The 13,087-nt window shown below is 37.2% G+C and carries 11 protein-coding genes; 9 read left to right on the top strand and 2 right to left on the bottom strand.

Annotation, left to right across the window (positions count from 1 at the left end; translation table 11 throughout):
- Positions 1–324 precede the first annotated feature (324 nt).
- Complete coding sequence (locus FC19_RS01030; protein ID WP_057875142.1) at positions 325–1,545, top strand: acetate/propionate family kinase; 1,221 nt, start codon at positions 325–327, stop codon at positions 1,543–1,545.
- Positions 1,546–1,714: 169 nt separating this feature from the next.
- Here FC19_RS01030 and FC19_RS01025 read toward each other — a convergent pair whose 3' ends face one another.
- Together FC19_RS01025 and FC19_RS01020 are read right to left on the bottom strand one after the other, a co-directional pair.
- Positions 1,715–3,133, bottom strand: coding sequence for an anion permease (locus FC19_RS01025; protein ID WP_057875141.1), 1,419 nt, complete (start codon positions 3,131–3,133; stop codon positions 1,715–1,717).
- Positions 3,134–3,148: 15 nt separating this feature from the next.
- Positions 3,149–4,768 (bottom strand): malolactic enzyme, encoded by a 1,620-nt coding sequence (locus tag FC19_RS01020; protein WP_057875140.1) that lies wholly within the window; start codon positions 4,766–4,768, stop codon positions 3,149–3,151.
- Between the two features lie 136 nt (positions 4,769–4,904).
- Between FC19_RS01020 and FC19_RS01015 the strand changes: the two genes are divergently transcribed.
- The 8 genes from FC19_RS01015 to FC19_RS00980 all read left to right on the top strand — a co-directional run bounded on the left by FC19_RS01015 (position 4,905) and on the right by FC19_RS00980 (position 13,051).
- A complete protein-coding gene (locus FC19_RS01015; RefSeq protein WP_057875139.1) occupies positions 4,905–5,792 on the top strand; it encodes a LysR family transcriptional regulator in 888 nt (295 codons plus the stop codon).
- A 104-nt stretch (positions 5,793–5,896) separates the two neighbouring features.
- The gene (locus FC19_RS01010; RefSeq protein WP_057875138.1) at positions 5,897–6,790 is read left to right on the top strand and encodes an ABC transporter ATP-binding protein; all 894 of its coding nucleotides are present in this window, start codon (positions 5,897–5,899) and stop codon (positions 6,788–6,790) included.
- Positions 6,787–8,004, top strand: coding sequence for an ABC transporter permease (locus FC19_RS01005; RefSeq protein WP_057875137.1), 1,218 nt, complete (start codon positions 6,787–6,789; stop codon positions 8,002–8,004). The genes FC19_RS01010 and FC19_RS01005 overlap by 4 nt, the downstream gene beginning before the upstream one ends.
- 398 nt (positions 8,005–8,402) lie before the next feature.
- Positions 8,403–9,164: an ABC transporter ATP-binding protein gene (locus tag FC19_RS01000; RefSeq protein ID WP_057875136.1), complete on the top strand. Its 762-nt coding sequence runs from the start codon at positions 8,403–8,405 to the stop codon at positions 9,162–9,164.
- A gap of 11 nt (positions 9,165–9,175) precedes the next feature.
- Positions 9,176–10,993 carry an FtsX-like permease family protein gene (locus FC19_RS00995; RefSeq protein ID WP_057875135.1) on the top strand — a complete coding sequence of 606 codons (1,818 nt, stop codon included), beginning with the start codon at positions 9,176–9,178 and terminating at the stop codon, positions 10,991–10,993.
- Positions 10,994–11,028: 35 nt separating this feature from the next.
- Positions 11,029–11,391, top strand: a complete 363-nt coding sequence (locus FC19_RS00990) for a GntR family transcriptional regulator (protein ID WP_057875134.1) — start codon at positions 11,029–11,031, stop codon at positions 11,389–11,391.
- A 2-nt stretch (positions 11,392–11,393) separates the two neighbouring features.
- Positions 11,394–12,263 (top strand): ATP-binding cassette domain-containing protein, encoded by an 870-nt coding sequence (locus FC19_RS00985; protein ID WP_057875133.1) that lies wholly within the window; start codon positions 11,394–11,396, stop codon positions 12,261–12,263.
- Positions 12,260–13,051, top strand: a complete 792-nt coding sequence (locus FC19_RS00980; protein WP_157061229.1) for a hypothetical protein — start codon at positions 12,260–12,262, stop codon at positions 13,049–13,051. The genes FC19_RS00985 and FC19_RS00980 overlap by 4 nt, the downstream gene beginning before the upstream one ends.
- Positions 13,052–13,087 lie beyond the last annotated feature (36 nt).

Here is a 13,087-nt window from a genome sequence, read left to right as displayed (position 1 = left end):
CTGGAGGCTCTATTTGGCATTATATTTGGAATATAATCAAAAAGCAGGAGAGAAGAAAACTTTTTGTTATAGACAATGTGTATTTTAACTAAGCAAGTGAAATTGTTTTCAAACGTTTTATTTTGCTTAAATTGAGTTTATCAATCGATTATTTCCAGAACATACGAGTTAATACCCATGTATTAAGACAATTAATAATTAATACACCTTATTTATTATTATTGCTTCTATACGGTTGACATTATATCAAAAGTGTTTATCATTGTAATTGTGAAATGAATCACATTTACCGGTAATAATTCCACAATTATTGGAGGAATGATCATGGAGAAAATACTCGCTGTCAATTCAGGAAGCTCTACTCTTAAGATCCGGCTTTTCGAGATGCCTTCAGAAAAAAGCTTGGTCAGCATTTTATTTGACCCTATCAATACTGCTTATTGCAACATAACTTTTAAACAAGATAATTTTCAAAACAAACTTCATCTAGATACCGCTATCGATTATACTGAAGCAATTGAACTTGCACTCAAGTTATTGAAAAAATATCATGTAATTACTGATTTTTCTGAAATTCATGGTATCGGTCATCGGATTGTGGCTGGAGGTGAAAAGTTTACTTCGTCAACCGTGATTACAGATGATGTTTTACAAGATATTGAAGATTTAGCTGAATTTGCACCTTTACATAATCCAGCTAATGCTAAGGGAATTCGCGCGACAGAACGACTCCTGCCCCATGCGCGGCAAGTTGCTGTTTTCGATACTTCTTTTCACTCTTCAATGGAAAAAAAGAATTATTTATATGCTCTTCCATACGATTATTACCGGACTCTTGGGGTTCGTAAGTACGGAGCTCATGGGACCAGTCATCGTTATGTGGCGATGCAGGCGGCGAAACTTATTAAAAAACCGCTCAATTCCTTGAAGTTAATTTCTTTGCACCTTGGTGCGGGAGCATCCGTGACGGCTATTAAAAACGGAAAAAGTATTGATACATCAATGGGATTTTCGCCAGTTTCTGGTTTAATGATGGGAACTCGTACAGGTGATATTGATCCTTCGGCGCTCTTTTACTTAATGCATAAAGGAGCAATCAAAAATATTGACGATTGTCTCACTATTTTAAATAAAAAATCAGGTCTGCTGGGAGTTTCAGAGATAAGCAATGATATGCGTATCTTAGAGAAACAAGCAGATTCTAAGCAGCAAGCCAAATTGGCGATTGATATGTTTGTAAAGAAGATCGTTGATTATATCGGCGCTTATTGGTTGGAATTAGGCGGAGCTGATGCTCTGATATTTACAGGTGGCATTGGGGAAAAAGATGCAGCGATGCGTGCACGTATTGCTGCAAAATTGGCACCTTTGAATGTCTTCGCAGCATCGGATGGACAGCGAACACCTGACCATGAACTTGATTTTACAGGCAAAGGAAGCGCTGCTAAGTTATTAATGATTCCAACAAATGAAGAATTGATGATTGCACGGGATGTTTTTAGTTTAAGTTCAGCACATAGTAGTGACAAGGAACTCTCACTTTAATTGTCTTATATCCAATAACGAAGTGCGGTAGGCTGCTAAAACTAATATTACAAGATAGTACAAGAGGCTGGAACATTTTTGTTCCAGCCTCTTGGTGTATAAAAAATATTAACTTAATGTTTTATTTTTTTCAATTCTCTTAATGCTGTCTTCGAGTATCTTAAATTTTTTAGAAGATACCTATAACTTTCATCCATAAGGTTCCTACACCTAACCAGACAATCAAGTAGAAGATTCCGAGAATAGCATTTAAGGTCCACCAGTCTTTTTGAAGGACATAACCGGAAGAAAATAAAATTGGTGCGGGTCCATCACTGTAGTGTGTTGTTGAAGCAAATAGATTGCCGAAGAAACCAAGCATCAAGGCGCCAAGCAAGGGCGGCACTCCAGCTGCAATCGCTACCCCCAGCAAAGCAGTATACATTGCACTGACATGTGCGGTTGCGCTCGCAAAGAGGTAATGTGAATAGAAATAGAATAAAATCAGAACAACTAAGACAATCGGCCAGCTAAGCCCATGCAAGCTGTTTGAGATCGTTTTACTTAACCAAGGAATAAAGCCTAAAATGTTTAACTGATTGGCCATCATTACAAGGATAGAAAACCAGGTTAAAGTATTCCAAGCGCCTTTTTCTTGCAAAATATCGGACCAAGATAGAACTCCAGTCAACAGCAGAAGTGATAACGCAATGAATGCAGTCAAAGTCGCATCAATTTTAAAGGTTCCACCTAAAACCCAAAGGACAAGTGCAATGATGAAGATAACAGACATGAAACGCTCTGCTAAGGACATATGCCCCATTTCAGTTAACTGATCTTCAGCCCACTTTTTAGCATTAGGTGTTTCTTTGACTTCGGGCGGGTAAAGCTTATAGATCAAAAATGGAACTAAAATTAATGAGATAACTCCCGGAACAAGTGCGGCTAAAAACCAGCCCATCCATGAAATGTTAACATGAGCTGCCTTAGCTAGAGACTGTGCTAAGGGATTCCCAGCCATAGCTGTTAGAAACATTGCCGAAGTAATCGTATTTCCGTGAAATTCAGCAAATGTTAGGAAAGAACCAATTTTTCTTTCGGTTTTATCTTCAGGATTAGAACCAAATGACCGTGACAGTGAGTCAATAATTGGATACATAATCCCACCGGCTCTAGCAGTATTACTTGGAGTTGCTGGTGACAAGATCAAGTCAACCCCGATCAGTGAATAAGCGAGGCCAAGTGTTTTTTTGCCGAACAGTCTAACGAAGACGAGGGCAATTCTTTTCCCGAGCCCAGTTTTAATGAAACCGCGCGAGATGAAAAAGGCCATGGCGATCAGCCAAATACTATCATTTCCAAAACCAGCAACAGCGGTATCGATTTTGACTTCTCCAGTAATAACAGTGACCGTGAATCCTAGAATGGCAACTGCTCCGATCGGTAGAGGTTGTGTGATGCAGCCAATGATCGTGGCAACAAAGATTGCCAGCATGTGCCAGGCAACTATTGAAACACCAACAGGCTTAAAAGGTGTTAAAAACCAAATTACCAAGCCTACGACAAGAGGTAAGAGAAACTTTTTATAATTTATTTTTTCAATATTCAATTTTGTCACGCTCTCCTAATAATGCGGTATCCACTTGGTATCTTCAATAGCTCTGTCAACGTCGGTGATTGGTGTGCGGGTCAGACCTTGCTTAACAGCACTGTTTGCGACGGCCTTGGCAACGGTTGTTGAGAAGATATTCAACTTGGAGACAGGAGGTAAAACAGCAGCACCAGGTTTATTCGGATCAACTATTCCACCCAATGAGTGAGCTGCGGCTGAAATCATTTCATCGTTCAATAGGGTAGCCGTTGAAGCAATCACGCCAAGTCCTAGCCCAGGATAAACAAGAGCATTGTTAGCTTGCCCTATTTGATAGGTTACGCCATTGAATTCGACATCTTCAACAGGAATTCCTGTAGCAACTAAAGCTCGGCCATTTGACCATTTTAACAAGTCAGCAGCTTGGGCTTCTGCTAATTTAGTTGGATTGGACAATGGAAAAATAATCGGACGTTCAGTGTGTGCTGCCATTTCCTTAACAACGTTTTCTGTAAAAGCACCAGGTTGTGTTGAAGTACCGACTAAAATAGTTGGATGGATTGCTTTAACAGCCATTTCTAAAGTAGTTAAATTGTCCGCATTTTGAAATTCGCTGCGTGACCTTGCAAATGGCTTTTGTTCCGGTGTCAGAGTCGGGTCATCGTCAAACAATAAGCCTTGTTTATCAACCATATAGAAATGTTTTCGTGCTTCATCCGGTGTCAATCCTTGTTGTAAGAATTCATCATAAATACGTTTTGTGATACCTGCACCCGCTGTGCCAGCACCAAAACATAAGTAGGTTTGATCAGTCATCTTCTGTTTAGAGATGTTCATAGCGCCTAAAATACCTGCTAAAACGATAATTCCCGTACCTTGAATATCATCATTAAAGGTCGTGATTTTATCCTTGTATTTGTTGAGCAAGTTGGCGGCATTCCCACGCCCAAAATCTTCGAAGTGAAGGTAGAGATTAGGGAATAGGCTCTCGGCTGCATCGACAAAGCGATCAACGAAATCATAATATTTTGGTCCGGTAACGCGTTTGTGGTGATTGCCGAAGTATAATGGATCTTTTAAAAGTTTTTCGTTGTTTGTACCTGTATCCAAAACGACAGGCAAGACCTGACTAGGATCAATGCCAGCAGCTACGGTATAAACCATTAGTTTGCCGACAGCGATGTCAACCCCGTTTGTCCCCCAGTCACCGATGCCTAAAATTCCTTCCGCATCAGTAACAACAATCAGGCGAATTTTACGGTCGTTTGCGGCATTGCGTAGTGAATTCTTAATAGCATCTGGATCATCGATTGACAGAAAAGTTGCATTTTGCGGATCTACAAAAAGTTCGCTGTAGTTTTCAATCGTATCAGCAATCGTTGGATCATAAACGATCGGCATGAACTCAACAACATGCTGACTGAACATTTTGAAGAATAACACGCGATTTTCATTGAAAATCTCCATTAAAAATAATCTTTTTTCGAGATTTGAACTTTTGGCCTGAAATTGAGCATAAACGCGTTTTACTTGTTCATCTAAGGTTTGAACGTAAGGAGGGAGCAAGCCCTCTAAGCCTAGATCTTTACGTTCTTGAGCGGTAAAAGCAGTACCTTTGTTTTTGAATGGATCATTAATAATATTTAGTCCCAATAGTATTACTCCCTTTTTTAAAGTTGCCCTTATGATAAGCGAAGATTATTTTTATAGTCAAAATGTTGTATTATAATAAGTATTTATTATAATGAAATTTAAAATGTTGCTATATCAGTGTATATGGAGGGGCTAAATGAACACGCGGGATATTGAGTACTTTATAAGATTAACGGAAGTGAAAAACTTTTCAAAAGTTGCACAGGAATTCAAGGTTAGTCAGCCGAGTATTACCTTTGCACTTCAGAGACTGGAAAAAGAATTAGATGCAAAGCTGATCATCAGACATCGTGCACATAGCCAGCTGATTATTACTGATAGCGGCCAGCAACTGCTGCGACATGCTAGACGAATGCTCCGGCATTATCAGTTGATCAAGATGGAAATAACTGATATTAAACAAAAGAAATTGTCCCTAGGACTCCCACCGATTATTGAGAACAATTATTTTCCAGCGGTAGCACGCGTGCTCAAGGAAAAGAAGTTGCTAAATAAAATTAAGACAATGGAGTATGGTTCAATGCGTACACTTGAAGCGTTACGAAAGGGTGAGATAGATTTAGCACTTCTCGGGTCGATCGATTCATTAAGTGATGAAGATATTATTACGGAGGAATTTGATCGACAGAATTTCAGTATTTTTGTTTCACGAAAGCATGAACTTGCAGGGAGAACAAGTGTCTACTTCGCGGATTTAAAAAAGGAAGATTTTGTGCTGTTTAAAAATGGATTTGTGCATAATCAAGCTATTAATACTTTAGCGCAGAGAAATCATTTTAGACCACATGTCGTTTTCCGTTCGAATGGAACACACAGTCTTATGAACCTGATTGCAGATGGAGTTGGTATCGGTTTTTTAACATCTGTTATCACACCAATGAGGAACGATATTGTTAAAATTAATTTACTAGATAAAGATATGCCGCAATTTGTAACAAGTATTGCATATCGACATGCATATTTTTTTAATGATCTTCAACGTGATATTTTAAAAAATATTAGGAAAACTTTATTTAAAAAATAATAGTAACTGAGGAAACTCAAGAGCTTATGCTATAATATGATGATTAAACATCATGCCATTGAGCATTCTGATTTTAGTGCTGATGGTTGATTAGGAGGAAATTAATGCTTAAAGTTGACGCTCTTTATAAAAACTTTTCAGATAAGAAAGTTTTGAGAGGAATCAATTTCACTGTCCCAAGCGGACAAATTGCAGGTTTGGTGGGTAAAAATGGGGCTGGTAAGACGACCATTTTTCATAGTATTTTGAACTTTGTTGGTTTCGAGGGTGAAATAACTTTTGATGGGAAAAAATTGACAGAAAAACACTATTCACAAATTGGCTATTTGCCGGAGGAACGCAGTTTAATGCCTAAACTGACAGTTTTTGAACAAGTACGTTTTTTAGCTAATCTTAAAGGTGTCTCAACTAAGGAAGTTCAAAAGCGTCTTGGAGAATGGCTTGAGCGTTTGCAAGTCAAAGGAAAACCAGAGGACAAGATCAAAAGTCTTTCAAAAGGAAATCAGCAAAAGATTCAGTTGATCTGTACTTTGTTGCACAATCCCAAGCTGATTATTTTAGATGAGCCGTTCAGCGGATTGGACCCGATCAACACTGATTTGTTAAAACAAGTTATTCTTGATGAGAAAAAAAGAGGAGCAACAATTATCTTTTCTGATCATGATATGACAAATGTCGAAGAAGTATGTGATGATTTGATAATGATCAGTAATGGAAAGGTTGTCTTGAATGGTGATATTCAAGCTGTTAGAAACAGTTTTGGACTAACACGGATCTTCGTCAGATCAGATTGGACAAAAGAACAACTAGCGGGTTTGCCGCACGTAAGAAGGGTTTCACAGACTAAATCTGGAAGCTACCGTTTGGAATTAGATGATGAAAAGTATGGGACAGAGCTTTTTGAGACGATTACTAAGGGCGAATATGTTCAAACCTTTGATCAGCAACCACCGACCTTGAACGAAATATTCAAAATAAAAGCGGGTGAAAATAAATGAGTCAAATCGGAGTCGTGATAAGAGAAACTTATCGACGCCAAGTTAAGGCATGGAGCTTTTTGATACTTGTAATCTCGCCTTTTGTCTTTATTCTAATTTCCTTTGGTGTAGGGTATGTATCTTCCAATACTGGGCAGAATAATAATCAAGTTGCGGTTGTGACAACTGACGCATCGTTACGGCACGAATTGCAAAACAGCAAAACTGTGACTGCAAAATACGGAACGACGACGCGAGCCAAACAAGCTGTCAAGAATGATAAGATCAAAGGCTACTTGAAGATAGAACAAAGTAAAAATAAAATAGCTGCGGTCTATCATGGCACGAAGCACTTAACTCAAAATGAAAAAAGAAGTTTTTTAGAAGTGATTGGTCAAAAGCAGCAAGAAATTAATGTGCAGAGTGCAGATTTAAGCCAAGCCCAAGCTAAGGCACTGGGAATGCAACCGCAGTTTGAGCAGGTTGTTAAGACCGATAACAACGATAATCAAGAAACAATAAAGACGGCTTCTTTCATGTTATTGCTTTTTATAATGTATTTCATACTAATAACTTATACTTCGGCAACAGCACAGGAAATTGCTGCTGAAAAAGGCACTAAGATTATGGAAATGATCTTTTCGAGCATGACAGCACAAAAGTATTTTTATGGTAAAATCGGGGGCATTTTTTGTGTGATTGCAACTCAAATTTTGATATATATTTTGGGAGGAAGCATACTATACAGTCTTGCGCCTCGATTTGAATTTTCTAAACAGATTTTCAATGATAATAAAACTTTTATTGACAAAATTATTGCTAATTTAGGATCCTTGAACTTGATATATGTCATTGCAGGTGTTGTTTTATTCACTGTTTTAGCTGCACTTTGTGGGGCGCTAGTTGTTCGCCCTGAAGATGCAACTAAAGCAACACAGCCGGCTTTGTATATAGTGATGGTGGGGTTCTTTGGGGCCTTGATGCTGGGACAAAATCCAACTAATATTATTGTTGAAGTACTGTCATTTGTCCCATTTTTGTCTTCATTTTTTATGCCTATCAGAATAATCGATGGAAGTGCAGGGACGGTGCAAGTCATTATTTCACTGTTGATTTTATTGGCCAGCACATTCGGACTGACATTCTATGTTGGGAAAATATATTCAGGTTTGATTTTGCAGACAGATGACATCGGGCTTTTAAAAAGCTTCAGAAGAGGTATCAGCATCAAGTGATTTCTGGGCTGGAATCTAGCTGTTAGAGAAATTTTTTTAGTTGTTGTAGATGTTTCTTTTATGTTTTTAGCAAATTAAAATAATTGATAGAGCACAAGAAAAGTTAACCACTGGAACAAATTAATACGTATATTGCAGAGGAGATAGATCAAAAATCTAATTTTTGATCTATCTCCTTATTTTAATTTTGGATTGTAAATTAATTTTTTCAATAGTTATATTTTCTGTGTACTTATGAATTATGAGCATATATTTGTAATTCGTAGTTAATATTCGAAGCATAATAATTGTTAGTACATCTGTTTTTGTATTTATTAGATAAAAGTTGATTTTTTAAATAACTAGTGATATGGTTAACTGCATAAGTAACTAACCAAAGGAGCAATGGAGGAAAATTAATGTTGAAGACACCAGTTGTTAAAGTTGTAAATTTGCAAAAAATCTATGGTAAAAGAAACGAAAAAAAATACATGGCACTTAAGCAAATTGACTTTGAGATGCAGAAAGGCGAATTTGTAGGCATAATGGGTGCCTCAGGTTCAGGGAAAACAACATTACTGAATATGCTGTCAACTTTTGACAAGCCGACAGCGGGTTCAGTAAAAATAGCTGGAGATGAAGTCAGCTCATTAAAAGGTAACCATTTAGCTGATTTCAGAGCTCAAAAAATCGGATTTATTTTTCAAGATTTTAATTTGATCGAAAGCCTGACGGCAGCTGAAAACATTGCTTTACCTTTATCCCTGCAAAATTGCTCTGCAAGTGAAATAGATAAAAAGGTAACAAAAGTTACACAAATCTTAGGAATTTCTGCTTTATTGAAGAAGTACCCTTATGAACTATCAGGTGGACAAAAACAACGAGTAGCTTGTGCCAGAGCTTTAGTCCATAATCCGGCAATTTTATTTGGCGATGAACCGACAGGAGCACTTGATTCAAAGTCAGCACGTGAAATGTTAAAGCTTTTGACTAAAATCAATATAGAACATGCAACCTCTATTCTGATGGTGACACATGATGCTTTTTCAGCAAGTTTTTGCAATAGAATTCTTTTTATTAAAGATGGATGTATTGGCCGTGAATTGATTAAAGAAAATGAACAGACGAGAAGTGCTTTTTACCAAGAAATTCTTGATGTTTTAGGAACATTTGAACAATAAGGGGGGATTAGATGTTACGAAAATTGGCAATTGGCGGTTTAAGAAACAGGTGGAAAGATTATTTGATTTTACTTTCCGGGCTCGTTGTTTCCAGTGCGATTTTTTATCTTTTTGAGACATTGGCAACAAATGACCGGTATTTGCATGCTAACGGGGAAGCTGTTAGTTTTACCGGTTATATTTTTAACTTTGGTTCGACGTTGTTAGTGCTGATAACATTTGTCTATCTCAATTATGCTAATAGTTTTCTGCTGAATATGCGAAAACGTGATTATGGGCTCTTTATGATGTTAGGCGCAAAAAAGAAAAAGATCGGCCAACTTGTGTGGTTGGAAACGATATTGATAGGAATCTTGTCAACAACTATGGGAATTGCAGGGGGTGTTTTAGCTAGTTCATTTGTTCCTCAACTTTTAACGAAAATGTTGGGAATAACACCTAAGTATTATGAACCCTTCTGGATGAAAGCTGTTTTATGGACTGTGTTTTTGTATTTGGCTTTGTTTTTGCTGGGAGCCTTTGTTAACACAATTGTTATGGTGCGTAAACCAGCATTGCATCTTCTCAAAAGTGAACAGGTAGTCAGCAAAAATTTCATGTCCTGGTATATACAGCTTCTACAGGCCTTTATGGGGATGTTGTTCTTGATCGCTGGGTACTGGGTAATGTCCGAGCCGTCTATTCTAAAACAAAAAACAATCCCAGCAGCATTACTCTCTTTATCGTTGGGTTCATATTTCCTGTTTAATGCTAGTATAATTGTAATCATCGATTTTTTGAAGAAGACTCAGATGTCCAAAAAGGAGCTGAATGCTTTTACACTGGGACAATTAAAATATAGAATACATGATTATACCAAGATATTGACAGTTGTTTCGATGCTTTTTGCGTTAGCTTTGGGAGCCATAACGACGGGGATCGGTTTTAGAAATTCTATTGAGAACACAGCTCGTGCTCAGTCAGCATATACACTTGGAATTGTGAATCCAAGCAAAAAGCAGAAAAAATGGCTATCTGAGATGGATATCACGAAAAGAAGTACTTATAAGCTGAAAATTGATGAGAGCACTGTCTATTTCGACAAAAATCAATTAAGGCACGCCCCGTTTCAAATAGTCAAATTTGGTAGTAGCTTGTATAATATTAAATACGTTGATCAAAAAGTTGCAGCACTTGAAAAAAACAGCGATGAAATCATGACGTTTTTGCCAACTGCCAACAGCAAGCATTCTGTGAAAATTGCTGACAAAAATATATTTGCAGGAATTAATACAAAAACGGAGACTTTGTTTCTGTTTAGAGTTAAAAACATAACGAACGATTATGGTTTGCTGCAAAAAGTTGAGAATGCAAAAAATAAAAATGGGATGTCAATTACAGGGCAGAGGCCTAAGGATAATCTTGTCAATGGAAGCTTTGGTAGTTTCAAACAGCTGAAGGCAATTTATGGAGGCTTTGAATTTATGGGGGCCTTTTTAGGGATTGCTTTTCTGGCTATGCTAGCAAGTTGTCTAATGTTTAAAATTCTCTCTGGGGCTTTTGCGGATGTTAGACGCTATCAAATGCTTGCAAAATTAGGCGTAAGACGATCGAAACTTAAAAATGCAATAAAAAAAGAGATTGCAATCCTTTTTGCTATACCTGGAGTACTCGGTGTAATGCATGTGCTCTTTGGATTGAAGCTCTTTGAAGGATTGTTGGAAAATCCATATTATGCTATCTGGGTGCCGTTTACTATATTTGCATTATTATATTTTGGTTATTATGTAGTCATGGTTTTGATGTATGGACGTATCGTACTAAAAAAGAAAAACGGACAAAGTGATTGAAATAATTCTGTCCTACGGATGACGAGGTGAAAAAGATGCGTTTTAATTTCAACAGTTCAGAACCGATTTATTTGCAGGTAGCTCAGCAAATTCGAGAGGCTATTTTTACAAAGACATACTTAGAAGGCGAACAAATACCTTCGACCACGGAAATCTCACGCGATTTCCATATTAATCCGGCAACGGTCTTAAAAGGCATGAATTTACTTGTTGCAGACGGGTTAATTGAAAAGAAACGGGGAATCGGGATGTTTGTTGCGGAAGGCGCACAAAGAAGGATTGTTGAAAAAAGAAGAGAATTTTTTTATCAGGATGAGGTAGTTAAGCTGATTAGCGAGGCCAAAAAATTACAGATCTCTCAAAAAGAGTTGGTTGAATTGATAAAAAGGGGGTTTTAAGTATGGATGGAATAATTGTTAAGGAAATCAAAAAATCTTTCAATAAAGCAACGATCTTAAAAAATATCGATCTTCAGATCAAACCCGGGAAAATATACGGTCTATTAGGACGTAATGGCGCGGGAAAGAGTACATTGCTAAGCATTATTACCAATCGTATATTTTCAGATGAGGGGACTGTAATGTTGGATGGCAACACTGTTTTTGAGAATGATGAGGCGCTTGGACAACTATATTTGATGAGTGAACGAAACCTTTATTCTAACAGCAGCAAGTTAAGGCAATTATTCAATACTACAGAGCTACTGTACGGAAATTTTGATTACAATTATGCACAAAAATTGGCAAATATGTTTGAACTTGATTTAAATCAAAAATTTGGAAAATTATCGACAGGATATCGTACGATTTTTAAATTGATTGTTTCGCTTTGTGTACCAGCCAAATATGTTTTCTTGGATGAACCAGTTTTGGGACTGGATGCGAATCATCGTGAACTATTTTACCGCGAATTAGTCGATAATTATGTTAAAACGGGGAAGACATTTGTGATTTCGACACATTTGATTGAAGAAGTTGCAAATAGCTTGGAACATGTTTTTGTAATAAGAGATGGACAAATTATTGTCGATGGTGACGTTGACGATGTGCTTGAGAAAGCTTACTTGATTGCCGGTCCTGTAAAAGAAGTTGAGCAGTACACGGCTGGATTAAATGTTATCGGTCAAGAGACTTTAGGCAATATTCAAGGAAGTTATGTTTTCGGTGAGTTAGACAGCGAACGGATCCTGCCTGATACAGTTACAGTCGAAAAGATGGATCTGCAGAAACTATTTATTAATTTAACGAACGCAAGGGGGGAAAAAAAGTGATGACAGTAAAAGAGAAAAATGTTGTTTTTTTCCTATCCAAACGTGTCTTTCGTCAGCTACTATATGTATTGATGTGGCTGTTGCTTGGTGGAATTGTTTTCCCAATGGTATTATCCTTTATAACGGGAACCAACTATAATTTAGTTGAAGCAATTAGAAATATAACTCTCGGGCCAATGCTTTATATTATTATAGGATGTCTTGCACTGTTGAGTTACAGTGATTTTAAAATATTGATCCAAAATGGGATTTCACGGCGTACATACTGGAAAGCCAAAGTCATTGCTTTTTTAGGGATTAGTGGCTTGAGCCAAGTAATAGGCATCTTGTATGTTTTTCTGATTAGACAGACATTGAGTGGCACTGGTTGGGAAAAATACTCACTGTTTATGCAGATATATGGGGGATTCTTCAAAAACACCACGGTTGCATATCTAATGAGCTTTCTTTTTGCCATACTATCGTCTTTTGTATTCTCGCTCTTTTGTATTTTGATTGGAAGTATTTTTAGCCTTTTCACTAAAAAACAACGGCGATTGATATTTTTGGCTCTGATAACATTGTTTGTTGTTGGAATTATGACGACAGCAGATGGATATAATAGATATGGTTTTACGGTATCATCGAAGGTTATCAATGTGCTGAATTTTTTAGCAGGATACGACAAAAGCACTGCTGGAAAAGGTTTAAATCCAACGATGCCGTTTATTGATTTGATAATATTTGGAATCTTCAGCGGCATATGCAGTTTAAAGGTTATGAAGCACTTTAAAATCAGAAATGAGTAGTTATTTTCAAAATTTCAACCTAATTTATTTGTCCCT

Source organism: Liquorilactobacillus aquaticus DSM 21051, assembly GCF_001436755.1.
Taxonomy (GTDB): Bacteria; Bacillota; Bacilli; order Lactobacillales; family Lactobacillaceae; genus Liquorilactobacillus; species Liquorilactobacillus aquaticus.
This window is presented reverse-complemented; position numbering and strand designations above follow the sequence as displayed.

Excerpts from the sequence above, each read along its gene's own strand:
- FC19_RS01030 (WP_057875142.1), top strand. The coding sequence starts at position 325 with ATGGAGAAAATACTCGCTGTCAATTCAGGAAGCTCTACTCTTAAGATC.
- FC19_RS01015 (WP_057875139.1), top strand. The coding sequence starts at position 4,905 with ATGAACACGCGGGATATTGAGTACTTTATAAGATTAACGGAAGTGAAA.
- FC19_RS01010 (WP_057875138.1), top strand. The coding sequence starts at position 5,897 with ATGCTTAAAGTTGACGCTCTTTATAAAAACTTTTCAGATAAGAAAGTT.
- FC19_RS01005 (WP_057875137.1), top strand. The coding sequence starts at position 6,787 with ATGAGTCAAATCGGAGTCGTGATAAGAGAAACTTATCGACGCCAAGTT.
- FC19_RS01000 (WP_057875136.1), top strand. The coding sequence starts at position 8,403 with ATGTTGAAGACACCAGTTGTTAAAGTTGTAAATTTGCAAAAAATCTAT.
- FC19_RS00995 (WP_057875135.1), top strand. The coding sequence starts at position 9,176 with ATGTTACGAAAATTGGCAATTGGCGGTTTAAGAAACAGGTGGAAAGAT.
- FC19_RS00990 (WP_057875134.1), top strand. The coding sequence starts at position 11,029 with ATGCGTTTTAATTTCAACAGTTCAGAACCGATTTATTTGCAGGTAGCT.
- FC19_RS00985 (WP_057875133.1), top strand. The coding sequence starts at position 11,394 with ATGGATGGAATAATTGTTAAGGAAATCAAAAAATCTTTCAATAAAGCA.